This window comes from Novipirellula caenicola (assembly GCF_039545035.1).
Lineage (GTDB): Bacteria > Planctomycetota > Planctomycetia > Pirellulales > Pirellulaceae > Novipirellula > Novipirellula caenicola.
In genome coordinates, this window is the sequence record NZ_BAABRO010000006.1 from 199,271 (window position 1) to 224,120 (window position 24,850).

Genomic DNA, 24,850 nt, shown 5'->3' on the forward strand with positions numbered 1-24,850 from the left:
CCCCACGATCTACAGTGTCTCCGGGTGGCCTGATCGAGGGTGTGTCGCGATTGCCACCTAGTTCAGGTGCTGTTCGGAAATGACTTCGTCATTCGAGTTTTGTGATACATCACGCGGGTGGAGTGGTTTCTCTGTAGTGGACGAGGCAACGAGTCCCGTCGGGTCACTAAGTCGCACGGACTCGTTGCCTCGTCCACTACCTGCTTCCCGTAGTTGCTACCTTCGCCAGAAGGTGGTGACTCAGCTTCGTCGATCCGACGGCGGCCGGGCTTGCATTCCGCCAGAGCGAAAATTGGGGCCTCGATTACCGGTCGCAGCAGCTCGCTAGGTGGCTGACGGATGGAGTAGCTTTTGAAGTCGCTCGATCGCCTCGGACCAAACCGCGATCGATTCGTCTGTTCGCCCCGAGACATCGGATTGCAAGCGTGATAATTGAACTTTTGTCTTCTTGACCAAGCCAACACTCTCTGCGTCATCTTTGGTCACTCCTGCCAGTAACCAACGACAGCGTGCGAGATGGAGATGAGCTTCGAGTAACTGCTCGGCGTGTTTGGGGGTGCCTCGGTCGGAATAGCGAATTTGATGCAATTGGCTCGTCAATTTGGCCCAGCCCCAAATCGAGGATGCAGCGGTGTCGCCATCGTTGCGGGCGGGACCTGAGATGGCAGCCCGCAGATTCGCCTCGGACGGCTGCTGAAACGCAATGGTTTCCAGCGATTTTGCCGCTTGGATCTGTAGCTCGATGGCTCCCGGGGCTTCCGACAAAATCTGCGACATGATCTGTAACGAGTCGGGAATCTTGCCCGCCAATCGCAACAGTTCGGCTTGTCGTATCAGCGCGGCGGTACGTGAGGCCGACGGAAAGTCTGGTTGCGCCAGAGTGCGGTCGTAGATCGATGCCGCATTTTCATAGCACTGCCGCACCACCATTGGCGTCTGCCCTCGTGGAGCTAATTTGGCCCACGACTCGGCCAACCATAGCTGGTTCGAAGCGGTCATCACATCGCTGTCTTCGTCGATCGCCGCGATCGTCTGCTCGAGTTTCTTGAGGTCCGCCGGCGTGACTTTCGCCGCTTCAAGCATGCGGTCGATTTCACGCTGCACGACAGCAAGCGACATGCGGTCCAGGCGATCGGCCGCGTCCGAGTCCAGTACCTTGCCAAGTCGCTCGAGCGCCTGTTTGGCTCCGTCGAGATCATTCAAACGCGTCTTGGCTTGGTACAGCAATTGAAAGACGTTTTGAGCAAACTCGTCGGTGACGGTCATCTTCTTTTTGTTGCCTTTGCCCGTCGTGATCGAATCGATCAGTGGCGTTTTGGTTTTCTCGAGCCACGTGACCGCCGCTTCTGGGTTGCCCAGTCGTGCGGAGATCAGAGCGACCTTGTATTTTGCATCCAGTATCTGGGACGTCAGCGGCTGTTTACGTTCCTCGGCCGATCGTATTCCGCTGATCATCAAATCGCGAGCAGATTGCAGTCGTTTGACCATCGCGTCGGGATCGGGGGCCGCTTCGCTTGCTTCATCGACAAATTGATTCCAGTACGCCAAGCCGGCGGCCATCTGCGCTTCGTCGTACTGCTCTGACTTTTTCTTGATGCTTAGGTACGCATCGGCTGCATCGAGCGGTCGGCCAAACGCGTCAAAGCGTTGCCCCAGATTCATCCAGACCGCGTCGACCTGGGGATCGTCCGGCCATCTTTTCTCGAACAGTTCGGCCAGCAGTCTCATTTGATTCAGCTCACCCGGGTTCTCGGCAGCACCCCACTGGGTCGCTGCTGCTTCATCGATCGCCCCCAAGGCAATCAATGCCGCTTCGCGAGTCATGCTCTCTTCAGGATCGCCATGGCGGGCAACCGATTCGCCATACAGACTTGCTTCGATCACATGACCGGCGGTGAACGAGAGGTAGGCCAACAAATAACACAGTTCGTTGCGTTTTTGTAGATCGCCCTGATGCATTGCCAAATCGTACGCATGCTGGGTCAAATCGATGGTCTCCCCAAGCGTGCGGCGGTAATCCTGCATTTGCGGTCCCGTCGTTTTCTTGTCGTTGCCACTGAGCGCGGTGAATGCTTCGTAGCTTTCAAACGCGTCTGCATAGGCAGCATCAAGGTTCTTGCGGTGTTCTTCTACCCGCACAATCGGAATCCGCGGCCGCGGTTTTATGGCTGCTGGGCGAGAGACGGTGCGTTTGACCGTCGGTCCACCGAATGGGGACTGTTGATCCAACGAGCCGGCTTTGGAGTTTGCGGTTGCTTGGTTTGCCGGTGGTGTCGCGGCCGGATCCGTCGACGATTCAACCGGTGCGTCGGTTTCGGGCAGCGGTATCTTGGCCAGCTGCTGCGAAAACGTTCCCGGTTTAAAGCGAACGGTTCGCCCGGTTGCGGCCGATACGGTTTTCGCCGATTGCTTTCGCTGATTCGCAGGCTCCGACTGGCCGCGGTCGCGAAGTAGAAACGCGGTCACCGCGATGATCAACAACGCAGCGACACCGCCGAGGCCGATGATCGCTAGCCAGGGTCTCTTATGCGGCGGAGCAGCATCTCCATCGGCTTTGTCTTTCTTCTCAGACTTGCCTGCTGATGATTTGCCTACTGACTTGCCCTTGGCGGACTTGTTTTTTTTCGACTCGCTCTTGCCTGATTTCGTTTCATCAGCCGATGACTTGACGGCAAGATCAAGGGCGGCGATTGGATCGATCGGTTGCTCGGGGGACGTTCCCGCCGCGGCATCCGTTGGCTCAGGCGGTTCGTCTTGCTGAAGCGTTGCAACAAGTCGCCCCTTGGGCGAGATAAACAGCGTCGATCCACAATCGCAGCGGATAACCGACGCCGCTTGATTGTCGTCGAGCGAATGGGGTTTCAGACAGACCGGGCAAGCGGCTTTGCGACTCATGATCGTTCCGTGATCCTTACTTTTTCTTGAGCGGCAAGGTAATGCCCCAGATCGGGCCACGAACGCTGTTGCGTGGTCGCGGATACTTCTGAGCCATCATCGCTCCTTCGGGCATCACGCCGACATCTTTATAGTCGCCGCGATGAGCCTTGGCCAATTTTTGAAAGGATGCTGCGTTCTTGTTGTCGACCTCCATCCCCCGTGTATGGATCACAATTCGATCGTGAGGGTTCTTGGTAAAGTAGTCATCCGCTCCGTCGGTGAACGCTCCATCGCCGAGGATATAGATCACATCCGGATTGAGATCGATCGCGGCTTGGATCGCCTTTTTGCCTCGCGTCTGCAAACAAAGCGGGACGGTTTGCAGCCATTGCCCCAGCATGTTTTTGTTTCGCTGAGTGGCCGGGACCAAGTTCGGTACGGTGTTGGGGTGCATCATGCCGTAGGCGGTGTCACTATAGAAAATGACGTAGAAGCGTTGTTTCGGGGTGAGTTGGTTGACCGTTAACATCAATTGGATCAGCGCGGTTTCGAAGCGGCCTTTGGTCATGCTGTTGGAGTTGTCGATCACAAAAACGTAGTTGGTCGCACTGAATTTGCTGCCAAACACCGTCGGTTTAGCGGCTGTCTTTGCCATGCCGCTGGCATCTTCGGCTGCGGCCTTGGCTGGCGCTGCGGGCGGCTTGATCGCTAGCCCGCTGACGTTGGCAAGAAAGTCGGGTGAGTCGATTGGTTCAGCCGCCTCGGCGGCGTCGGCTGCCGGAGCCGGTTCGGGCTCGGAGGTTTCCGTTGGCTCGACGATCTCAAGCGGCTGGACATCGACGATGACCTCTTCGACGACTGAATCGTTGTTCGACGGTGACGCCATGATGACCAGATTCTCTGGCTGTTCGGTCACCAAAAACATGCTGGCCAATAACAGCAGGATCGCGACATGGACTGCGATGCTAATGCCGCTGCCGCTGAGCTGTCGGACCAATTTGGCTTTGCGAGCTTCCAGCCAAAACTGCAACATCAATGCGTACTTTCGCCAACCCGTTTCTTCAGCAAGACGCGCCGCTTGCTCGAGTCTCACCTGTTCGGCTAATTGCTCGGCGTGGTTGAGTTCCTCGAGCACGGTGGTCGGATCAAGCTGGGGGACCGACACGGATTCAGCGACGATGACGCCCGATCCGTTGGCGGAGTCCGCCGTGATGGTGATGTCACTTGATGCCGTATCTTGGGACGGTGAAGTGGGCGTTTGCGGGTCATTTAATTTTTTGCTGGCTGCCAAAGTGGACTCGGCGGAGGAGGACTTTGACGCGGGGGGCAGCGGCACCGGCGGCAGCGAAGCGGGTTTGCTGCGTTCGCGAGATAATAAATCGCGGCCACCCTCAGCCAGCAAACGCTCGGCCTGGGCGATCGGCAACTCATACAGCTTGTCATCCTTTTGGATGACGGTCATTCCCCGGTCGGTAGGACGGTAGAATCCCTCCGCCTCTAAGTTGGCAAATTCCGTTTTGGGAATCAGGAAAAATTCCAGACCATTGGAAACCAGAATGACCCGCTCGGCACCGCGTTTGACGCGAGATGACGAGGTTGTGGATGATGAGTGATTCGAAAGAGAAGACATAGATTTCATTATAGCAGTGCAAGAGAAGGCTGCTGTTCTCGATCCGCCCTCAATCCGCGTGTAGGATCGCAAGGCCGATGAGAAGATTTCCATCCGTTGGGGCGGGCTTTGCGAGACCACCGATGAAACGGGTATGCGATGGAGGGTGTACCCAAAATTCCCTGTTTTGGCGGGAAAACGCGTGGTTAATAAGTTGTGGTTGAAGCGTCCAATGCAAACGGACTTGCATCTTGGTGATCACGTCCCTGGGATCACCCTCGCTTATAGTTTGGCTCTCGCAGACCAATAATCTACAGGCGAAAACATGTGGGCCAAATCATGTACCCCGACCGGAAATCCATTATCCTGATCTGCGGTTTGAGCATTGGACCAATGGGTCCAGTGTAGTCAAAGTCGGCGCGATTCCGAGCGGTGAAGGGGGCAAACATCGATTGAATCAAATCGCTCGATGTTCCCGGATTCGGATTCGTTCCTCGGTTTGATGATTCTCAGGTCGATAACCCGCAGGCCCAAAATGGCCCAGTCCCATTGAAAAGGAAAATTGATGTTTGCGAAACCACAAAGCGAGCACCACTGGCTCGATCAACTGGTTGGTAATTGGAGTCTGCAGCATGAGTGTAAAATGCCCGATGGCAATACGTCGACGACCCAGGGAAAAATCCAGTGCCGTTCGCTGGGTGGCATGTGGTTGATTGCCGAAAGCAGCGGCGAATCCGACGACGAGGATGCATGGTCGTCGATCATGACGCTTGGCTTTGACATCGCTCAGCAGCGTTATGTCGGCACGTTCGTGGGGTCAATGATGTCCAACATTTGGTATTACCAAGGCATCCGGGATGCGGATGGCAATCGGTTGCCGCTGGATACCGAAGGACCGAAGTTCGATGGCAGCGGGACGTGTCCCTACCGCGACACGATCGAAATCGTTGACGCCGATTGTTGGCTGATGACCAGCGAGATGCAAATGGACGACGGAACTTGGGTTGCCTTCATGCACGGAAAGCACCAGCGGCGTTAGTTGGCTGCACGATTTCCATCGACGCCATCGTCCAGCAGTACGCCCCGGTTTGAGCGGAACTCGGAGGTCGCCGAGGAGTTAAAAATAGGGCCTCCAAATCGTCGGGGTGGTTGGGATCCGCCCGGCCGGTGAGTTTGCAGTGTAAAATGAGGAATCCAAAACCGCGTCCGTTGTGTGTGAATCCGATTGATGAATGACCTGAAAACCACTGCGATCACGGCTCTCGTTTGTATTGGCATGTTGTCGACCACGGTGGGAGCGATTGCTGACGAATCGCAACGTGAACGGCTTGGCGAGTTCAAAGACTTTGTCCAATCGCGTTGTCTTGATTGTCATGCGACAGGCGATGCGGCAGGTGGCCTGGATTTGGAAGCATTTGATTTTTCAGCGGACCAATTTGCACGTCCCGACCTGCGGACTGATCGCTGGGAGCAAATTTTGCGGCGGATCGACACGCGGCAAATGCCGCCACCAACGTCGGATCGGCCCACCGAAAGCGAATACGAACAGATCTCAAGCACGCTGCGGCAAATATTGGATCAGCGATCCCGCGATTTCCCACGCGTTGGCAGGGTCCCGGCGATCCGGCGGCTGACGCGGCTCGAGTACCAGTACTCGGTTCGTGATTTATTGGGGATCGCCATCGATGCTGCGGACTATCTTCCCAAGGATGAATCAAGTCACGGGTTTGACAACATCACAGTCGAGGAGTTGTCGCCAACGCATTTGGATCGGTATTTGTCGGCCGCTCAGAGTATCAGCCGTGCGGCGGTCGGAGGTTCCGGCAATGGACCGGTGGGCGTGACCATTCGCCAACCAGCCGATCGTTCGCAAGAGGCTCATGTGGCTGGATTGCCGTTTGGAACACGAGGCGGTGTGCTGATCCAGCACCATTTTCACCAAACCGGCGACTATGCGATCGAGCTGAAATTGACACGCGACCGCGACGAGAAAGTCGAAGGACTCGAGCGAAAACACCACATCGATGTGCTGTTGGACCGCAAACGTGTGCATCAGTTCACCGTGCAGCCGCTGAAAGGCCAAGAGGGCTGGAGCGGGAACGATTTCACTCACGCCGACTCGCATCTACGCACCCGAATTCACATCGAAGCGGGGGCTCGCAGTGTTGGGGTGACGTTTCCGAAAACGTTTTCGTCGTTGGCGGAACAGAAACGGCAACCGTTTGATGCAAACTACAATCGGCATCGTCATCCGCGACGAACGCCGGCAATCTATCAGGTCTCGATTGTGGGGCCGTTCGATTCGCAGGGACCTGGTAAAACAGCCAGCCGTGATCGGATTTTCGGCAGTGATTACGATCCCGCGGTGGCAACGCGAGCGGATGCTCGATTGATGTTGCAACGATTGGCGCAGCGAGCGTACCGACGCGTCGTCAATGACAAGGATACCGAATTGCTAATGACGTTCTTTGATCAGGGAAACCGCGAATCGGGGTTTGAGGCGGGAATCGAATTGGCGGTGACTGCGATCTTGGTCAATCCCAATTTCTTGTTCCGCATAGAACAACGCCCTAATGCCGAGCAGGCTATCGACGCGGATGCGGATCAGCGTCTTGTCGACGTTGGTGACTACGAGCTGGCGTCGCGGTTGTCGTATTTTCTATGGAGCAGTTTGCCCGACGAGCGGCTGCTCGAACTTGCCGAACAAGGTTTGCTGCAGCAAGACGAGACGCTGAAGTCCGAAGTGAAGCGGATGCTAGCGGATTCGCGGTCACGGGCGCTGGTCGACAACTTTGCGGCGCAGTGGTTGTACCTTCGCAATCTTGATTCGATCACCCCGGACCTGCGTTTGTTTCCCGATTTTGATGACAATTTGCGTCAGGCGTTCGCTCAGGAAACGAAGTTGCTATTTGACGACGTCTTGCGCAACGATCGCAGCGTGCTGGATCTGATCTCAATCCAAGAAACGTTTTTGAACGAGCGGTTGGCAACGCACTATGGCGTTCCCGGTGTGATGGGCAGCGAGTTTCGGCCCGTCCGCGTCGATCGGGAGAGTCGTCGAGGTGGCATTTTACGGCATGGCAGCATTTTGATGGTCACGTCGTACGCGACTCGCACTTCGCCGACCATTCGTGGCAATTGGATCTTGGAAAACGTGCTGGGGACGCCAGCACCGCCGCCGCCACCGAATGTTCCGAACCTACGCGAAAATACGGCGATTCAGGTCGCTTCGGTACGCGAGCGATTGGCGGCGCACCGGGCGAACCCGGCGTGCGCGGCGTGCCACGATTTGATGGACCCGGTCGGTTTTGCACTGGAGAACTTTGATGCGGTAGGCCGTTGGCGTGATTTCGAAGACGCCTTGGCGATTGATTCGAGTGGCAGTTTGCCGGATGGCACCGAAGTGAACTCGGTCGACCAACTCGAAGCCGGCATCCTGGCAAGACCCGAGATTTTTGCTCACACCGTCACCGAGAAACTGATAACTTACGCTTTGGGGCGTGCGGTCCAACCCGACGACGGCCCCACGATTCGCCGGATCGTCGCTGCGGCAGCCGACGAACATTATACGCTCTCTTCTCTCATCACCGGCATCGTGCTCAGCGACCCGTTTCGCAAATGGAGACCTAACGAATCATGAAACGCATTTCGATTTCAAGACGGACGCTGTTGCGGGGCAGCGGTGCGGCCGTCGCACTGCCGCTATTGGATGCGATGATTCCCGCGATGACCGCTTCGGCAGCAACCGTGGCAGCATCCGAGAATCTGAAACGGATCGGTTACGTCTATATTCCGATGGGATACAACCCGGTCCACTGGACGCCGCAGGGTGAGAAGTTGGACGTGCTGCCGACAAGTTTACAGCCGCTTGAATCGGTGAAGGATCAGGTGACCGTGATCACCAACACCGATTTGAAGAATGCTTACCCCGGTTCACACGCGACCTCCAATTCGTCATTCCTCAGTGCGGCACGCGCTAAACGTACCGAGAGCAGCGACTATCGCAGCGGAACGACCGTGGACCAAATCGCGGCTCGCCAAATCGGTCGTGAATCGCAATTGCCGTCGCTGGAACTTTCCATGGACTTGTTGTCGACCGTGGGGCAATGCGACAACGGCTATGCATGTGTATATCAAAACAGTTTGTCATGGTCATCGCCGACGCAACCGTTGCCTGCGGAAGCTCATCCGCGATTGGTGTTTGAAAGTTTGTTTGGCGAAGGGGGCACGGCCGAACAGATGCAGGCCGCGCGTTCGAAACGGGCAAGTTTGTTGGACTTGGTGACGACCGAGATCAAACGAATCAAGAACCGCGTCGGGGCCGCCGATCGCAACAAGATCGACGGTTATCTTGACAGTATCCGAGAGGTCGAACGGCGGATTCAATTAGCCGAAGCAAACGCCGCCGACAATCCGCTGCCCGATTTGGATCGCCCGGTGGGCGTGCCGGCGTCGTATGCCGAACATGCAAAACTGATGTTTGATTTACAATTGCTGGCGTTCCAAGGAGACATCACGCGTGTCGTTTCGTTTCAATTGGCTCGCGAAGCGAGCACTCGAACGTACCCTGAAATCGGCGTGCCCGACCCGCATCATCCGGTGACGCATCACGGCAACGACCCAGAAAAACTCGAGAAGGTTGCCAAGATCAATCAATTTCATGTTTCGTTGTTCGCCGATTTTCTGAAACGGCTAAGCGAAACTCCCGAGGGCAACGGCACGCTGTTGGATCATTCGTTGTATCTGTACGGCAGCGGCATGGGCGACCCCGATGCACACGACCATACCAATTTGCCTATCCTGGTTGCCGGTGGTGCGGCGGGCGGGATGCAAGGAGGACGTCACATCAAGTTCGCCGAAACGACGCCGCTTTCGAACGTTCATTTGACGTTGCTCAACAAGGTCGGCGTGCCCTTGGAAACGTTCGCCGACAGCACCGGCACCGTGGATGATCTGTTTGACCCCGTGACGTTGTAAGGGGGCAACTCGATGAATCTCGCTTTGTGCAGTCCGTTGATTCGGCATACGGTCATTGTAATCACCTTGTGTGTGATGTCGTCTCGCGCTTCGGCAGCCGATCTTGTCGATGCGGCTGAACATCAGCAGTGGGACGTCGTCGCGACGCAGTTGTCCGCCGCGGAGGTCGACGTCAACGCGTCGCAGGGTGACGGAATGACGGCGATCCACTGGGCCGCGTTTCATAACCGAGCCGATATGATCAAGTCGTTGGTGGAGGCTGGCGGAAACGTCAATGCCATGAACGAATATCAGGTCAGCCCGCTGAGTCTTGCTTGCGAGTATGGCTGCGAACTGGCAGTTGCGGCGCTCCTTCGTCGCGATGCGGATGTGAATGCAACACGGTTGGGAAAAGAAACACCGTTAATGCTCGCCGCGCGAACGGGTAGTGTCACCATCGTGCGGTCGTTGATCCAAGCCGGTGCCGACGTGGATGCCAAAGAGACGGCAGGACAAACCGCATTGATGTGGGCTGCCGCGGCCGGCAACCTTGCTGCAGTGGACGCTTTAATCCAAGCCGGGGCTCGAGTGGACGAGCGAGTGCCCCGATCCGATTTCTCGGCGATCACGTTTGCTGCGAGACAAGGTCAAACCGCCGTGGTGCGTCGATTGTTGGATGCAGGTTTGGATGTCAATGCAACGATGAATCCATCGCGTCGCGGTGGACGCGATCCGCGAAAGGGGACGTCCGCTCTGTTGTTGGCGGTCGAAAGCGGGCATCTCGAATTGGCGATCAAATTGGTCCATTGGGGAGCCGACCCGAATGACCAACGCAGCGGCTATGCCCCGCTGCACGCGATCACGTGGGTGCGTCGAACCGAACTTGGGGATAACCCCGCAGGCGATCCGCCGCCGCGAATCACCGGTTCGCTCAATACTCTCGATTTTGTTCTTGCGATGGTTGATGCCGGAGCCGATGTGAATTTGCAGCTCCGCAGCGGAAGTTCCCGCGGAGGTCGGTTGAATCCCAAGGGGGCGACACCGTTCTTGTTGGCATCGCGGGGGGCCGATTTATCGCTGATGAAATTGCTGCTCGATCTTGGTGCCGACCCGGCGATTGGAAACGCCGATGGTACGACCGCATTGATGGCGGCCGCCGGGGTCGGCGTGATCGCCGTGGGCGAAGAACCGGGCAGCCCCGAGGAAGTCAATTTAGCGATTCGGATGTTGGTCGATCTGGGGCTCGATCCCAACACGGTGGACCGCAACGGCGAGACGGCGATGCACGGTGCGGCGCTGCGGACGTTTCCCACCACGGTGGCGACGTTGGCCGATGTCGGTGCCGATCCTGCGATTTGGAACAAAGAAAATCGGCGTGGTTGGACGCCACACGAAATCGCCGCAGGAAAGCGTCCCGGAAGCGTCAAGCCTTCGCCACCGACGATCGCCGCGCTCGACGAGGCGATGCAGTCGCATGCATCGGGGATCAAGCCTTAGTTTTTCTCACAGCACGGTTTGCACCGCTGCCAGTGCCATTGCGGCAACAACGCCTTTTCGCATCTCGGCTTCGATTGCTATTATTCACGGCACACGCAACGAGACCACTCCGTCTCGATCCGCTACCTTCTTTTTTGCAGATGCCACCATGACAACGATTTACCATAACCCCCGATGTACAAAATCTCGCCAGGCCGTGGAATTGCTCGAATCGCGTGGGGTCGAATTTGATGTCGTGAAGTACTTGGATAATCCTCCGAGTGAGAAAGAGCTTGGGCAAATCGTCAAAATGCTTGGGATCAAGCCGGAGCAGTTGGTCCGCAAGAAAGAGAAACTGTTCGGCGAACTCGGGCTTGGCGACAAGGCATTGTCGGACAAAGAGTGGATTGCCACGCTGGCGGCTCATCCGAAACTGATCGAACGACCAATCGTCGTGCATGGAAAGAAGGCGGCCATCGGTCGACCCACCGAGAAAATCGCCGAGCTGCTTGACGCGTAAGCGGTCCACTTGCAGGGTGAGAAAACGATACACTGGATGTCTCCCACCCTCACAAAGGAACCTGCCGCGATGAGACTGATCCTATCGAAGCGAGTCGCTGCATTGCTGATGATTGGCACTCTGTGGATTAGCAGATCCGCTAGTGCGGAGCCGCCAATCACCTTGAATGACGTTGACGAAGGCTTGCCCGTGATCTCGGCGAGCGAACCAATCTCGAAAACGTTTTCGGCCACAACGGCGGCACAATACTTGGATCGTTCCGCTCTGAATTGGCAGAAGACGAAAAAGTGTGCCACCTGTCATACCAATCTGTTCTACTTGGCCGCACGCCCGGCACTGAAGTCGGTGTTGCCGGACTCGGGCGAAGTCCGCCGGTTTTACGAAGATTATCGCCGGGTGCGTTGGCAGCAGCGGATGCCTTCCGAGGGTCAAGGTTTCTGGACGATCGTTGTCGCGACGGGGCTGACTTGGAATGACTTGCAAACCACTGGCAAACTGAGCGATGTCGCACGAGAAACGCTCGACATGATGTGGACGACGCAGCGAACTGATGGTGGATGGAATTGGCCCGACTGTGATTACGCGCCGCTAGAGATTGACGATCACTACGGCGTCACCCTCGCTGCGTTGGCTGTCGGCATCGCCCCGAATGGCTACTCCGATACTCCGCAATCGCAATCGGGGCTAGAAAAGCTTCGCAAGTATTTGGATGGCAATCCGCCGAAATCGCTGCATCACCGTGCGATGCTTGCGTGGGGTTCGGTCCGAGTCGACGGCATCGCCAGCGAATCGGATCGAGACGAAACGCTCGCAGAACTTCTCGCCCTGCAACTTGATGACGGCGGTTGGTCAACTGCGGGACTTCTCACGGACTGGAAAGACCTGGTCCGGCCCGACGACCGACCGCTGCAGACCGAGACCAGCGACGGTTATGGAACGGGGCTTGTGATCGTCATCGCGCGGGAACTCGGATTGCCGCCGGACGACGCGCGGCTGCAACGCGGAATCGCGTGGCTGAAAGCGAATCAGCGAGAAAACGGCATGTGGTTTACGCGATCTCCGGTCAATGAGTGCAGCAATCTTGTCTCCAATGCGGGCAGCGCCTTTGCGATCCTGGCCCTGCAGGCCTGCGGCGAATTGCCGGGCGGAACGCTGTCAACGACGCCGAGCTAGCCTTAGGCAAGGTGAAGACCAATTCCTCGGCCGAGAGCCATTCAGTGTCAATTGGGGGGATTTCTGCTCAAAAGCGTCCTCTATTGCAAATGGTTCTCAATAACGCATTGACGGGGGGGCGATTTGGTGCAGAATAGTGGAGCACTGGGCCATCGACCAATTCCGGCCGTTCCACCACTTGAGAGCCAAATGCCCCTTACCGAACAAATTCTCGGCGTCGTCAATTCTTCCGACGGACATCGTGTGTTGTTGGTGCTTCGTGAGCGACACGCCAAGCCATTTGAGCTGAGGACAGAAACGTTTTCGTCGAATGTTGGCTGGTTCACTCAACAATCGCTGGAATTAACGCGATCGGAGTTCAGCGGGCTGAAGAACGTTTTGGGGCTGCCGTTGGCTCGCGTTTGCAGCCAAACGCTGCAAGACATCCAGCCGACCGACCGCGAAGAGAGCGGTCAGTCGATTCTATCGTTCGCCGCGGCAACGAAAACGGCGTAAGCTTTTTGCCATCGCTATGTTAGCGGCACGGCGCGAGCCGTCCGGTTGCAGCGAGAAAAACGCTCGATTTCGATCGGGCGGCTCGCGCCGCACCGCTACAAAATCCACGCACTTCGTTCCGACGTCGATGCTGAAAGGCCTGAGCTTTACGCGAGCCGTTTAGCCGGACTTGCGAGCCGACAATTGGGCGTCGGCGGCAGCGCTTTCGCGGAGCAGTTTCGAGTATTCGTCCACCCCTTCTTGCTCTTGCAGCAAGATGTCTTCGAGGAAGACGACGAGCGAACGGGTTCCTTCGGCCAATTCCAATGCCTTTTCGTACATTTCAACCGCCTTGGACTCGAACGCCAATGCATTTTCGAGCATTTCGCGTAGGTCGCGTGTTTGTTTGATCTCGTTTCGCTGAGCGACCGGAACGCCACCGAGCGCGACGATCTTGTTTCCGATCAACTTGGCGTGATTGAACGACTCTTCAGCATCCTCTTCAAACTTGGACGAATAGACCTCACGCCATGGGCCTTCGATGATGAACGAGGCTTGCGAGTACTGGGCGACTCCCGTCCATTCGTGCTTAAGAATTTCGTTGAGCTGGGTGATTACGGCGTCATTGGACATGATCGTGTTTCCTAGTGAAGAGTGTCGTTGAATGGACGGGAGACGTGCAAAACGTGTTCCGTGTGAATTGTAAGGGGGCGAGAAGCATGCGGGCTGCAGATTTGCTAAAGGCCGAGGCTTCTATTTGGACTCTATCGGCGTCATCCGCGAGTGACAAGCGTGAATCCGCTTGTTGCGAATTGAATCACAAAGATGCTTTTAAATCGCAATCGACCCGTTATTGAGAGTCGTTATCAATCGGTCGCAATCAACCCACAAACGTCGCTAGCGGCGACGGATCAAGTGGCTAAGGAACTATCAAGCGGCTAGGAAAGGACGCCGGCGGAGAAAGGCCACGATCCATCTGGACTCGGTTAATTCGGATCGCAAGCCTGGCTCGCTTTTTTGGGGGGCAAGACGCTACTGATCCGTCGCGTCAGCTGGGGGCGAACCCGAGTGCAGTTGCCAGTCGCGTTCCATCACGTCGGGTTGGGGCAGTTCGGGCTCGGGAAGATGGCCAGGGCCAGGCATGTCGCTGTCGGGAAGCGATGAAACCACCATTGCTTGGTCTAGCGGATCCAAGCCGAGTGCGATCTGCATCTGGGCCAGCGCAGCAAACCAATTCCGCTGAGCCTCGACCAGTTTGATCTCGGTCTCATTCGCTTTGCCCTCAAGCAGATTCAAATAGATCAGATCGATTTTCCCTTTCTCAAACGCGAACCGATAACGGTCAAGCGTTTCGAGTGCGGTGCGAAGCGAGACCTCGGTTTGTTCGACGATTTGCGACGAAAGTTGTAGTGCGTTATGCGCGATCTGCAACTCGTTGGCAATCTTGTCTTGAGTCAAGCGTAGCTTCTCGTTGATCTGAACGATTTTGCCGTTGGTTTGTTGGATCTTGCCGCGTGCTTTGCGTCGTTGGATTGGCACCTCGCTGGTAAAGCCAATGACCAATTCAAATTCGCCCTTGTCATCGGACTTGGTGGCAGGTTCCCCCATGTCTTGCGACGCCTCGCTGATGAAATCAAATCTCGGCAGCAATTCGTTGTGCGCCAAGCGACGATCGAGTTGGACGCTTCGCATTTCGAACTGCAGCAGCTGCGGTTCGGGACGCCGGCTTAGTGCGGCGGCCAAATCGGCTTGAAAGTCGCTCGCGGGTGGCGGTTGAATGACCGGGAATTTTTGCGGCAACCAAGCGTCGCTGGGCACCATCGGTTGACCGGCGGCATCACGAAGATAGAGTGCAAGTTTGAATGAGGTTGCACGGAACTTCTGTTCGGTCTCTAAAACTTTTGCTTTGCGTTCGGCAATCAGTTGTTGATTCAAAATCAAGTCGATTTCGGCGAACTTGCCTGCTTTTACTCCCACGTCGAATTGCTCGCCGCGGCGTTCAGCAAGCGAAAGCAGTTCGCGTTGAGCTTGCAGGATGCTGCCCATCGCAACCCAGTCCCAATAGACCGCAGCGGCATCCCGCGAAATATCCAAGATCGTTTGCTGGATGATCGGACCTGCGGCCTGTTGCGCAAGCGTGGCTTGGAACACGGCAACACGCTCGGGGTCAATCGCGCGCCCTTGCAATAGAGGTTGCACATACGCCAGCTTGAACTCGCCCGCGTCGTCGGTTTGGCGTTCCTTGTACCAAGGTTGATAAAAACCGCGGCCGATGCGATAGCCAGCCGAAACGTACCCTCCCCACCATGTTTGCCGAGCAAGGCTAAGGCCGTTGCGATAGTTTTCGTAAAACCCGGTTGGCTCCGAAATCGACTCGGCACGGAACTTGGTGTCGTACTCGCCGTAGGCAGACATGAGCTGGCCGCTGGCGATCGTTGGCTCTTGTCGCGCTCGCTGGATCTCAGGATACGATCGGTACAAACTGGCGAAGACATCCGCCAACGTTAAGGTCGGGTCGCCGGTTGTCGCCAGGCCCTGTCGCGCCGCGTCGAGTGAGCTAGCCGCCTGATTTGAACCAGCCGCCTGATTCGATCCAGCCGCGTCCAGCGAAATTTCGGGGGATGCGGAAGCCGTGTTGCTCTGGCGTTGTCCATTGGCAAGCGATTCGTCGTTTGGTGCGTCGATTTGCTCGATGTCGTCTTCCACCAACATCAAAAACTGAGCAAACGAGTGCTCGGGGGCAAGCTGGACAACCTGGGCGCTGACGCTAGTAGCCAAGGCGAAATGGAGCAGCAGTATGCTAGCTAAAACCGATCTTGTGCCGCTGCGGGTGAGGGATTCCGCACACGATGCACCAGCACACGATACACCAGGACGCGATGCACCAGGACGCGATGCACCTGGACGCGATGCACCTGGACGCGATACACCAAGACGTGCTGTACCAGCTTTCATGCAAGCATTTTGCCATCGGCGGGCCACCGAGCCAGCGGCAAAGGTCAAAGTTTGGGTAGTTTCACTTTCTGCGCCTTGTCCTTTGGCGCGTTCGGTTCGTTGGTCGCGACGACCGGGGGAAATCCGTTGAGTTGACGCCATATTTCGTAGCCGAGTGGAACTTGTTTCAGCAGCACCCATCCATTGGTGCGTACTCCTTGACGTAAGTATCGGTCATCCGGCCAACCATCCTCCCGCGGAAAGTGATTGTCAGGCGTCACAACCACGCGAAAATTTCCAAATCCGTCATCAGTGGGGAAAACCCGGTTGATTTTGCCGCCAAACGTGCCGACGGCGACCGAAGGCCAGCCAACAAACTGTACCGCAGGCCAGCCCTCGAATTGCAATCGCACCCGGTCACCGACTTTCAGCAGAGGCATGTCGTTGCCGCTGACTTTCATTTCGACCGCCAAGTTATCGGTCTCTGGGACGATCACAAACAATTGGTCGCCTTCCTTGATCGTGTCGCTTCCGGTCACGCCGTACCACTGTTGGATATAACCACTGCGGGGGGCCGTCACCTCTAACCGGTCCAGCTCGCCTCGCTTGTTTCTCAGCTCGAGTATTTCCTTTTCGATCACATTGATCTTCTGCATCTGCTCGAGCACTTTCTGGCTGGCGTCTCGATTCTTAATATCGATCTCTTGCAGTTTGGCTTCGATTTCTTCTTCTTTGGAAAGCAGGACTGCCGATTGTTCGTGGACGGCGTTCTCGGCTTTATTCAGTTTGGCAAGCTGCGACTCAACCGCTTGGCGTTTGGAGAACAATTCTTCTTTCGAAACCAAACCGCGGGTCGCAACCTCTTCGGCGATCCTCAATTGGTTGCGTTTGTCCGACAGTTCGGCTTGGAGCGATGTAACTTCGTCTTTGGCTTGTTCCCATTTTTGTTTCGCTGCGAGGTAATCTTGCTTCAGCGATTGAGCCAAGTTCTTGCCGCTGCTTTCCTGAAGCGCCGCGGCCTGCTTCGCGACTTCGAGACCTGAGATTGCAGATGCCTTTTTCGATTCGGCAGCAAAGATTTGCGATTCCAGCTGGGAAACTCCTTCGGCCGCAAAGGGAGTGAGCCGCAGCAGCAATTCGCCCTTTTGCACGTAGCTTCCTTCACGCAGCCCCTCTTTGACGTAGCTGACCACCCCTTTGGACGGGCTCATCACCGGCTGTGGTCGTTCTTGCGGATCCAGCGCGACGACGGTTCCGATGCCACGCGCAGTTTGCCGCCAAGGCACAAACAACAACGCGACCACGGCGATGACGAGTGCAACGAAGGTGACGCGACCGCACCGCCGGATGAAGTTCCCGGTTCGCACCATTTGCATGGTCGAGAAGTCTTCTTGATTTGAGAATTCGCTTAACATAATTGCATCAGCGGTAAGGGCGGTAAAACGTTAATCTGGATTGGCGCGGGCTAGGCCGCTTTGCGAACGGCAATTTGGATTTCACACAACTCGGCAACGTCCTGGCGATTGGTCGTAACAACAAGGGTCCACGGAGCGTTGTCGGCGGCAAGCGTCTGCCAAATGGTATGACGATCTTCGCTTGACAAATCGTCCAGCAACCCATCGACGATCAACAATTTAGGCTGCATCAATATCGCGCGCGCCAATACCAATTGTCGCGATTCGATATCGCTTAACGGATAGCCGTGGGTTTGCAGTCGCGACTGCAATCCATCGGGCATCTGCAGCACGAGGTCCAACAATCCGACACTCTTAAGTGCATCGCGGAGCCGGTGCGCGGTCATGCCGCTGCGAGCCAAGTCCAGATTCTCACGAAGCGTTCCATGAAACAAGTCATTCGCACCGGCGTAGGCTAAGAACCGACCTTCGCCGGTGGCGGCTGCGTGAACGGGGTCGTGACCGGCGACTTGAGCGGTGCCTTCGATCGGGCTTGTGATTCCGGCTAGCGCCCGCGCCAACAACGATCGACCATTGGTATCGTCACCGACAATCGCCACTCGGCTGCCGGCATCGATCGTGGCCGCGGGCACCTTCGATTTGGATAATCCTCCATCCAAGACAAGATCGCTCCACTGAATCTCGGCAGGCCCACTGGGCAATACCGCCGGTTCTTGACGGACATCCACTGGTAAATCGATCAAGTGGCCTACCTTATCAATGCCCGCCATCAAGTCGTAGAACTTTTCGATCGACTTACCGGCTTTAGCAAAAGCCCCAACGACCACCGTCACCACCAATTCACTTGCCACCAATTGGCCAAGTGTTAGTTGGCCGTCAATCACCAACCATCCGCCCAACGCAAGCAGAACGGTCGACGCAATTGCGTGCAGCGAAATGGCAAACACGACTTGCCGAATCACCACGCGAAATTGAAGCTGCCGCGCGGCGACGTACTGGGCCGTCAACTGGTTCGCGCGTTGCACCGCCAACGTTTCGCCTCCGCCCAACTTGAATACCGATGGCGAAGCGATCACATCTTGCAACCAATGAGCCACCCGGTATTTCGTTTTCGATTCGTCAATCGACGTTTCGATTCCACCGCGGCCAAGTATCCATGTGATCGAAATCATCGAGATCACCAGCACGATGTCAAAACCGAGCAAGAACGGATGGTAAAACGCCAGCAAGAACAACCCGAGCACCGTCGTCAAGACAATCGTCACGCCGTCCATCAACAGCACCGCGGTTGCTTTTTGGATCGTCATGATGTCAAAGACGCGATTGGCAAGCTCACGAGGAAACTCGCCGACCAACGACGTCTGGTTGACTCGCGGAAATCGGTGCGCCAAGTCGCCGACAATGCGAACGAACTGACGCCGTTGAATCAATTCGACCGCGATGGCTTGCAAGACCTTCAGCACCCCGGCGATACCGAGACACGTCAACAGCATCACCCCCAACACAATCAGCGGCTGCAAGTAGGTGCCCCAGCTGACGACATTGACCAACGATTCCACGGCCAGCGGTGTTGCTAACGCGAGGACTCCCGCTACGAATGCAAACAATCCGACCGTGAAGATGTCGCGGCGATCGAGGTACAACAAACCAAGAAAGCGGCGGAGCGGCGTGGGATGGTGATCGTGGGGATGCAAGTCCGACGTGAATGAATCGCGTGCGGTGCGAGCTGCCGAGATCGAGACGCATGGCAATTCTTTTCGGCACGCAAAACAACGCGGCGGAGTATCCGATTGGAGCCAACTGCGAAGCTGCGACTTGCTGTAGCTCCGCGACCGAGTCGATACAGGCGTCGCGGGAAGATCGCTAACTTCACATCCTTGGATCGTACGTCCCGAAACCGTTTCGAGCACATCAAATCGACCATCGCTGTGCACGATCAGGATTGGGAAGTGTTCCTGGACAAAACCGAACAACTCTTGAGGCGTTGTAAATTTTGTCTCACTCAAAATCAGCTCAGCATGCTTCGCGCTGGCCAACAGACGGGCTAACGGATCGCCAGGCTGGGTGTCCGCATGGTCGCCACTGGCCTGCACGTCGGAACGCTGGATCGGCACGCCCATCGCCAACCCGATGTGCGTCAGAACTCGGAACAAAGTCTCTTCACTGAGCGCATGCGTTTGCGGCGTAACAGAATTTTGCAAAACGAGACTCGAGTCGGGTTCGTGCATAAACGTGATGGGGTCGAAAGAGTCAACCGCGGTAACGACGCCAAGCTTCACAGAGCGGTAACAAATGGACGTTATTTGGGGACCATCGAGGTCACACGAAGTTTATTACGCGACAAATTTGTCGTCAATTGATATTCGCCTTTTGCTTGCAAGATCTTCATGCGGAAAACGGGGAAAAACACGAGGGGGGATCGTGAAACGGCGGGATGACTAGCGAAAACGTTTTCGTGAATTTACTTTCGTCTTTCTGGCGATATACTGGTCGGCATCCCCATCTCGTGACTTATCGCTCCGGCAACGACTTTTCGAAATGAGCAAGACGGCCAAACCATCACGCCCGTTACCAGCAAGCGGTGAAACCAGCCGCTGGAACTTTCTAACCAATCACGCCCACGTGCTGATCGTGCTGTACAGTCATCCCGATATGGTGTTACGCGAGGTCGCCTTGCGAGTCGGTATCACCGAGCGAGGAGTCCAGCGGATCATCCAAGATCTCGAAGACGAGGGGTTCCTTCGCCGAGAGAAGGTGGGCCGCAAGAATCACTATCAAGTGTTGACCGACGAATCGCTCCGTCATCCGCTGGAAGCCCATCGCACGATCGGCGATCTGCTAAAGCTGATCAGTGGTTAACGCCCGACGTCGTCTACTTTGGGTTCGCGCTCGCGGCACCCGTCGGCGATAGACTCCACTCGCAACGGCGTTGGGTTTAACCCAAACGCCGACGCGATTGCGATGTCGCCTGACCCATGTCATTTCGCGATGACTTCGCTGTGCTTCTTCTTGGCGCTAATTGGCAGTGTTACTTTGCTTTGCCACCGCCCCAAAACTTATGGTCGAGCGACCATTCGCCTGGGCCGGTGATGAACAACGCGGCGTAGGTGGTTAGATAGATGGCAGCCAATTCTTTGACTTTCCATGGATCGTCACCATGCACCACGAACAGCGCGATCACCATCGTGAAGGCCAGCGGTAACAGTGCCAAGCGTGTGCCCAAGCCCAAGATCAACAGCAGCGAGCAGCCAACCTCGGCACCAATCGCCATGATCAAACTGAGCTGGCTGCCCATTCCGATCGGGTCGGGAAAGGCGTCGGACATCGCGCTGAATCCCATCACCTTCTGGATCCCATGCACGAGCATGAATAGGCCGAACGCGACACGCAGGACAAGTAAACCGACGGAAATTTGTTTAGCAGACGCAAGTAACATTGGAAAGATCCTAAGTGAGTGAAGGGACCAGGGAAAAGTGGCTGCGCTGATCGTCGTTCAGCGCTAGTTGTGAAACAGCAAGTCAGAAAGTAGAAGCAATTTCCGTTGCCACCTGGACCGCAGCGGCTTCGGTCGCGGCAACATCGTCAGGCCCTGCGAGAGTGGGCTCGACCACCACCGAATGGATATGCGTAAATCCGACAAATCCCAGTATCAACTCTAGGTACGTCTTTTGAAAATCCATCCCCTGGGTTTGCTCGCTGCCATAAGCGCCGCCACGAGCGTAGACAACCGCAACAGGTTTGCCAGTGACCAATCCGCTATAGCCGGTCTCGGGCGAAAAACTAAACGTCTGGCCTGGCTGAGCGATCACATCGATATAGTGTTTCAACTTGTAGGGAATTCCAAAATTCCACATCGGAAGACTGATTAAATACTTGTCGGCCGATTTGAACTCGTCAATCACGTCGACGACGCTTTGCCATGCTTTGGCCTGACTCGCATCATGCCCTTGGCCATGTAGTACTTGGTATTTCGCGTCGATTGTGTCACCGTCGAATTCGGGAAGCTTCTTTTTCCAGAGGTCGATCGTCAGGATTTCATCATCGGGGTTGGCCGATTTGTAGGCGTCAAGAAAAGCATTGGCAACTCGAATCGATTTCGAGCGTGCTTTGCGGGGAGACGATTCGATGTAAAGCAGTTTGGACATGGTTTGCTCTGCAGGGATGGAAAGTGTGAACGTTGGTTTTTCGAAGTCGACAAAGTTGCCAGCGAGTTAGGTTCGCTGGCGAAGTGGTGGTACGGTCGTGATCTCAACTCAGATCAAACAGGAGCACATCACTCGATTGGTTCGCCGTGACGTGAAGCGATGTCGCTCGGCTCGACGCCACCGCGTCGCCCGCTGCGAGTGTGGTCCCATTGACGGTCACCTCGCCCGTGGCGACTTGTAACCATGCATGTCGATTTCGCTCAAGCGTGTAGTCGAGGCTTTCGTTCGCCAGCAATTTGCTGGCGAAGATTTTGGCGTCTTGATAAATCCCCACTGCCGCGTGCGAACCGTCGGGCCCGGCGATCAAATTCCACTGGTTCGTTTTCTGGTCGTCGGTCACCTTGTTCTCGCTATACCGCGGCTGCACGCCACGCATCGCAGGTTGGATCCAGATTTGCAGAAAGTGATTCGCCTCGGTGGGCGACGGATTGTACTCGCTGTGGGTGATTCCCGTACCAGCGGACATCATTTGAATGTCATCCGGCGTGATGATGGCTCCTTTGCCCGTACTGTCTTTGTGCTGTAACGATCCATCGAGCACATAGGAAATGATTTCCATGTCACGGTGCGGGTGCGTTGGGAACCCTCGCCCCGCCGCGATTTTGTCATCGTTGATGACGCGCAGACTGCGAAATCCCATGTGTCGTTGATCGTAGTAGCCACCGAACGAGAACGAGTGGAAACTTTTTAGCCAACCCAAATCGGTGTGCCCTCGCTCGGCCGCTTGGCGGACCAACCAATCGCTGCTCGTGGGTTCATCGGCCAGCGTCACCGCAGGTTTTGCGGCGATCTGAATCAGCCCTGCTGCCGTCATCGAAAGCATGTTTCGTCGGGACGCGTTCATCGTATTTCCTTTGTATCGCGGGGGAGGAGGGCTTAGGTCTGAGATGGAATACCGCCGCGACGCGAAAGCCTTACATGTAAACTATTGGTTTTTAGTAAAAAATTTTTCTTAGTCTGGGATTCCTTGCCGCGCCCTGGCCAGCGTCGTGATCAGCGATTTCAATTCGGCAGCAGGAACATGGCCCAGTAGGGTGCGATGTAACTGCTCGATCGGGGTGTCGATTTTTCGCAGCAATGATTTTCCTGCCGTGGTGAGATGGACCAGGAAAACGCGGCGATCTTCGCTTGATTGTTCCTTGGCGACCAGTTGACGGTCGACCAATTGATCGACCACCCGCGTGATCGCCGGCGCGACCTGGATCATTCGCTCGGCGATCTCTAGGCAGGGCATCGGTTTGGCTTCGCCTCGCATGATCCGCATCGCGTTGTATTGCGACGGTGTCAGCGCGTATTGGCGAAGCAGTCTCGCTAAGCGATTTTCCAGCAAATCGCTGGTCCGCATTACACTCAGCATCGCTTCTTGTTCGACCGATTCAAACGGCTTTTTCTTTTTCAGTTCGCGACTTAGGTTGCGAGTAGCCAAAGCGGATTACCTCATCGGATGCGGGATATGCCAAGGCTCTGTCTGAACACCGTAGCGGAAGTCGTCAAGACTTTCGGCAGCATGGCATCCCCCCTTGGGAAATCGAAATTCTTCACGGCTTGTTGATTTAGTCGTACGATGGACTTCCTAGTCCGTCGAATCCACCATTGACGGACTAGGAAGTCCATCCTACGACCCTTGCCGCAGGAAACTTCAATAAATCAACAAGCCGTTCACGAATTCCGCTACCAAGTTTCCGCCTCTGATGCGTTCTCAAACAGTGCCTCGAACTTTACATGTCATCTATTTAAGTAGCAAGTCCGCCGAGCGATATCGCATTTATGGAAGTGCAGGCAGAGCGTCCGGCACGGGCGAATGTGGTTTGAGCCAGCACCGCGATTTATCGTCGCTGGAAATTCCACTGCAGCGGTGCGTTGGTTTTGATGGTTTTGGCGATCGATTCCGCAAACGCCTTTTGTTCGTCGTGAGCGAGCCAAACCGATTTGTCGGCATACAGCGCCGCGAAATTGGGTTCGTCCGAGACACTCGAGGCGATCGCCAGCAAAAGCTGCGAGTACCAGTCGGCATCCTTGCTGAATTCGCTCACCAGCATCGCTTGTTCTTTGGCTTTGAATGCGAGACGTGGAATGTCCGAAGCGCGTAGGGAGTAGATTACGGCCAGCAGACGCCGCGCGTCCAATTCCAACTCGGGCGTTTTCAGTAAACCCGACAATTCGCTTTCCGCGGTGCTCAAGTCCTCCGCAGCCGCAAGTTGGCGTGCCCGCAGAAAACGGATGTAAGGGTTTGCTCGATCCGCCTTGTAGGCCGTCAACATGTCCATCTTGGCTTTTCGAGTTTCGCCGAGCGACGTGTAGACAGTACTGCGGGCAGCGATTGCAAGAAAATGCAGCGGCGTGTTGGCTTGGATGACGAAGTTTAGCTTTTCCAATGCCTCGTCGTGATAGCCGATTCGTTCTTGTAGCAGTGCCTCGGCGATGATCGCTGGATAGTCATCGATCGCATCGGTTTGAAACGTCGATAGCAAGGACTCACACTCGCTGCGAGTCCAGATGCGACTGGGGTCGGTGAATCGCCAATAGCGTTCGAAAAACTGAGGCCCTTGTTGTCGCCACTGGATGACGTCTTGTTGCCACTTTGCACCGTCCTGGAAAGCCTTCAGTCGACGCTGAATGACGAGCCGAGACGCGGCGTCAAGTTGAGAGAGGGCGGCTGCGGAAGCGATTTGGTCATTCTGCGTTAGTTGCAGATTCAGCAGGATAAGCCGATCGTTTGGCGACGCTTGGTCGGTTAAGTTAGTACGTCGGCCTACAATGCGGCGATTCCGAATATCAAAAAGGGGAATGTCGCTCGCCTCGAGTTCTGCGAGCCTCTGGTCCTCCTCGATTTGCAACAACTGCCAACTGATTTGCTTCTTCAACGCCTCTTCGCGGACCGATTCGAAATCGCGTTCCGTTTCTCTAAGCGTGGATTGAATTCGCTGTAATTCCTGAGCGAGCAGCGGTTTGCGCTGCTGGTGCTGATGAAACTCGCGATGGATCCCTTGCAATGCAGCAATTTTCCCGTCTTTCTGCATTGGTGGTTGGGAATGGCTAGGATTGGGGTGGATAAAACCGCAAAGGACCAGCACCACAACGAGTTCGATTCGGAAGCGAACGGGAATTCGATTGCCTCCTCGGGTGCAGACCCTTATGATTGGGAAAAGGTCGGTCTTTGCCATCACTAGGCTCCCCTCGTCACTTTCATCGAAATAGAGGCATCCAACTA

The 24,850-nt window shown here is 55.9% G+C and carries 19 protein-coding genes; 8 read left to right on the forward strand and 11 right to left on the reverse strand.

Features of this window, described 5'->3' with window-relative positions; all coding sequences use genetic code 11:
- Positions 1–324 precede the first annotated feature (324 nt).
- Together ABEA92_RS14610 and ABEA92_RS14615 are read right to left on the reverse strand one after the other, a co-directional pair.
- Positions 325–2,895 carry a tetratricopeptide repeat protein gene (locus ABEA92_RS14610; RefSeq protein WP_345684581.1) on the reverse strand — a complete coding sequence of 857 codons (2,571 nt, stop codon included), beginning with the start codon at positions 2,893–2,895 and terminating at the stop codon, positions 325–327.
- A gap of 16 nt (positions 2,896–2,911) precedes the next feature.
- Positions 2,912–4,507: a VWA domain-containing protein gene (locus ABEA92_RS14615; protein WP_345684582.1), complete on the reverse strand. Its 1,596-nt coding sequence runs from the start codon at positions 4,505–4,507 to the stop codon at positions 2,912–2,914.
- Positions 4,508–5,051: 544 nt separating this feature from the next.
- On the opposite strand from ABEA92_RS14615, the gene ABEA92_RS14620 reads away from it, so the two are divergent.
- The 7 genes from ABEA92_RS14620 to ABEA92_RS14650 all read left to right on the forward strand — a co-directional run bounded on the left by ABEA92_RS14620 (position 5,052) and on the right by ABEA92_RS14650 (position 13,106).
- A complete protein-coding gene (locus ABEA92_RS14620; RefSeq protein WP_345684583.1) occupies positions 5,052–5,525 on the forward strand; it encodes a DUF1579 domain-containing protein in 474 nt (157 codons plus the stop codon).
- A gap of 189 nt (positions 5,526–5,714) precedes the next feature.
- Entirely contained in the window at positions 5,715–8,126 is a 2,412-nt protein-coding gene (locus ABEA92_RS14625) for a DUF1592 domain-containing protein (protein WP_345684584.1), read from the forward strand.
- A complete protein-coding gene (locus ABEA92_RS14630; protein WP_345684585.1) occupies positions 8,123–9,463 on the forward strand; it encodes a DUF1552 domain-containing protein in 1,341 nt (446 codons plus the stop codon). The genes ABEA92_RS14625 and ABEA92_RS14630 overlap by 4 nt, the downstream gene beginning before the upstream one ends.
- A 12-nt stretch (positions 9,464–9,475) precedes the next feature.
- A complete protein-coding gene (locus ABEA92_RS14635) occupies positions 9,476–10,939 on the forward strand; it encodes an ankyrin repeat domain-containing protein (RefSeq protein WP_345684586.1) in 1,464 nt (487 codons plus the stop codon).
- A 148-nt stretch (positions 10,940–11,087) separates the two neighbouring features.
- On the forward strand, positions 11,088–11,438 hold the full coding sequence (gene arsC / locus ABEA92_RS14640) for an arsenate reductase (glutaredoxin) (protein WP_345684587.1): 351 nt from the start codon (positions 11,088–11,090) through the stop codon (positions 11,436–11,438).
- Between the two features lie 69 nt (positions 11,439–11,507).
- Positions 11,508–12,611 (forward strand): prenyltransferase/squalene oxidase repeat-containing protein, encoded by a 1,104-nt coding sequence (locus ABEA92_RS14645; protein WP_345684588.1) that lies wholly within the window; start codon positions 11,508–11,510, stop codon positions 12,609–12,611.
- Between the two features lie 189 nt (positions 12,612–12,800).
- On the forward strand, positions 12,801–13,106 hold the full coding sequence (locus tag ABEA92_RS14650; RefSeq protein ID WP_345684589.1) for a hypothetical protein: 306 nt from the start codon (positions 12,801–12,803) through the stop codon (positions 13,104–13,106).
- 159 nt (positions 13,107–13,265) lie between these two features.
- Here the strand turns inward: ABEA92_RS14650 and ABEA92_RS14655 are convergent, their stop codons facing one another.
- The 4 genes from ABEA92_RS14655 to ABEA92_RS14670 all read right to left on the reverse strand — a co-directional run bounded on the left by ABEA92_RS14655 (position 13,266) and on the right by ABEA92_RS14670 (position 19,635).
- Positions 13,266–13,718 carry a ferritin-like domain-containing protein gene (locus ABEA92_RS14655; RefSeq protein WP_345684590.1) on the reverse strand — a complete coding sequence of 151 codons (453 nt, stop codon included), beginning with the start codon at positions 13,716–13,718 and terminating at the stop codon, positions 13,266–13,268.
- Positions 13,719–14,117: 399 nt separating this feature from the next.
- Positions 14,118–15,863: a TolC family protein gene (locus ABEA92_RS14660; protein WP_425572439.1), complete on the reverse strand. Its 1,746-nt coding sequence runs from the start codon at positions 15,861–15,863 to the stop codon at positions 14,118–14,120.
- A 221-nt stretch (positions 15,864–16,084) separates the two neighbouring features.
- Positions 16,085–17,434, reverse strand: a complete 1,350-nt coding sequence (locus ABEA92_RS14665) for an HlyD family secretion protein (protein ID WP_345684591.1) — start codon at positions 17,432–17,434, stop codon at positions 16,085–16,087.
- A gap of 50 nt (positions 17,435–17,484) precedes the next feature.
- Entirely contained in the window at positions 17,485–19,635 is a 2,151-nt protein-coding gene (locus ABEA92_RS14670; RefSeq protein WP_345684592.1) for an ATP-binding cassette domain-containing protein, read from the reverse strand.
- A 337-nt stretch (positions 19,636–19,972) separates the two neighbouring features.
- On the opposite strand from ABEA92_RS14670, the gene ABEA92_RS14675 reads away from it, so the two are divergent.
- Entirely contained in the window at positions 19,973–20,293 is a 321-nt protein-coding gene (locus ABEA92_RS14675) for a helix-turn-helix transcriptional regulator (RefSeq protein WP_345684593.1), read from the forward strand.
- Between the two features lie 169 nt (positions 20,294–20,462).
- Here the strand turns inward: ABEA92_RS14675 and ABEA92_RS14680 are convergent, their stop codons facing one another.
- The 5 genes from ABEA92_RS14680 to ABEA92_RS14700 all read right to left on the reverse strand — a co-directional run bounded on the left by ABEA92_RS14680 (position 20,463) and on the right by ABEA92_RS14700 (position 24,659).
- Entirely contained in the window at positions 20,463–20,870 is a 408-nt protein-coding gene (locus ABEA92_RS14680) for a DoxX family protein (RefSeq protein ID WP_345684594.1), read from the reverse strand.
- 82 nt (positions 20,871–20,952) lie between these two features.
- Entirely contained in the window at positions 20,953–21,579 is a 627-nt protein-coding gene (locus ABEA92_RS14685; protein ID WP_345684595.1) for an FMN-dependent NADH-azoreductase, read from the reverse strand.
- A gap of 103 nt (positions 21,580–21,682) precedes the next feature.
- Positions 21,683–22,483 (reverse strand): pirin family protein, encoded by an 801-nt coding sequence (locus ABEA92_RS14690; protein ID WP_345684596.1) that lies wholly within the window; start codon positions 22,481–22,483, stop codon positions 21,683–21,685.
- Between the two features lie 108 nt (positions 22,484–22,591).
- The gene (locus ABEA92_RS14695) at positions 22,592–23,065 is read right to left on the reverse strand and encodes a MarR family winged helix-turn-helix transcriptional regulator (protein WP_345684597.1); all 474 of its coding nucleotides are present in this window, start codon (positions 23,063–23,065) and stop codon (positions 22,592–22,594) included.
- Between the two features lie 400 nt (positions 23,066–23,465).
- Positions 23,466–24,659, reverse strand: a complete 1,194-nt coding sequence (locus tag ABEA92_RS14700; protein WP_345684598.1) for a hypothetical protein — start codon at positions 24,657–24,659, stop codon at positions 23,466–23,468.
- Positions 24,660–24,850 lie beyond the last annotated feature (191 nt).

Coding starts and splice junctions, on each gene's coding strand:
- ABEA92_RS14690 (WP_345684596.1), bottom strand. CDS start 22,483: ATGAACGCGTCCCGACGAAACATGCTTTCGATGACGGCAGCAGGGCTG.
- ABEA92_RS14645 (WP_345684588.1), top strand. CDS start 11,508: ATGAGACTGATCCTATCGAAGCGAGTCGCTGCATTGCTGATGATTGGC.
- ABEA92_RS14610 (WP_345684581.1), bottom strand. CDS start 2,895: ATGAGTCGCAAAGCCGCTTGCCCGGTCTGTCTGAAACCCCATTCGCTC.
- ABEA92_RS14630 (WP_345684585.1), top strand. CDS start 8,123: ATGAAACGCATTTCGATTTCAAGACGGACGCTGTTGCGGGGCAGCGGT.
- arsC (WP_345684587.1), top strand. CDS start 11,088: ATGACAACGATTTACCATAACCCCCGATGTACAAAATCTCGCCAGGCC.
- ABEA92_RS14650 (WP_345684589.1), top strand. CDS start 12,801: ATGCCCCTTACCGAACAAATTCTCGGCGTCGTCAATTCTTCCGACGGA.
- ABEA92_RS14680 (WP_345684594.1), bottom strand. CDS start 20,870: ATGTTACTTGCGTCTGCTAAACAAATTTCCGTCGGTTTACTTGTCCTG.
- ABEA92_RS14700 (WP_345684598.1), bottom strand. CDS start 24,659: ATGCAGAAAGACGGGAAAATTGCTGCATTGCAAGGGATCCATCGCGAG.
- ABEA92_RS14635 (WP_345684586.1), top strand. CDS start 9,476: ATGAATCTCGCTTTGTGCAGTCCGTTGATTCGGCATACGGTCATTGTA.
- ABEA92_RS14665 (WP_345684591.1), bottom strand. CDS start 17,434: ATGTTAAGCGAATTCTCAAATCAAGAAGACTTCTCGACCATGCAAATG.
- ABEA92_RS14675 (WP_345684593.1), top strand. CDS start 19,973: ATGAGCAAGACGGCCAAACCATCACGCCCGTTACCAGCAAGCGGTGAA.
- ABEA92_RS14685 (WP_345684595.1), bottom strand. CDS start 21,579: ATGTCCAAACTGCTTTACATCGAATCGTCTCCCCGCAAAGCACGCTCG.
- ABEA92_RS14620 (WP_345684583.1), top strand. CDS start 5,052: ATGTTTGCGAAACCACAAAGCGAGCACCACTGGCTCGATCAACTGGTT.
- ABEA92_RS14615 (WP_345684582.1), bottom strand. CDS start 4,507: ATGTCTTCTCTTTCGAATCACTCATCATCCACAACCTCGTCATCTCGC.
- ABEA92_RS14625 (WP_345684584.1), top strand. CDS start 5,715: ATGAATGACCTGAAAACCACTGCGATCACGGCTCTCGTTTGTATTGGC.
- ABEA92_RS14655 (WP_345684590.1), bottom strand. CDS start 13,718: ATGTCCAATGACGCCGTAATCACCCAGCTCAACGAAATTCTTAAGCAC.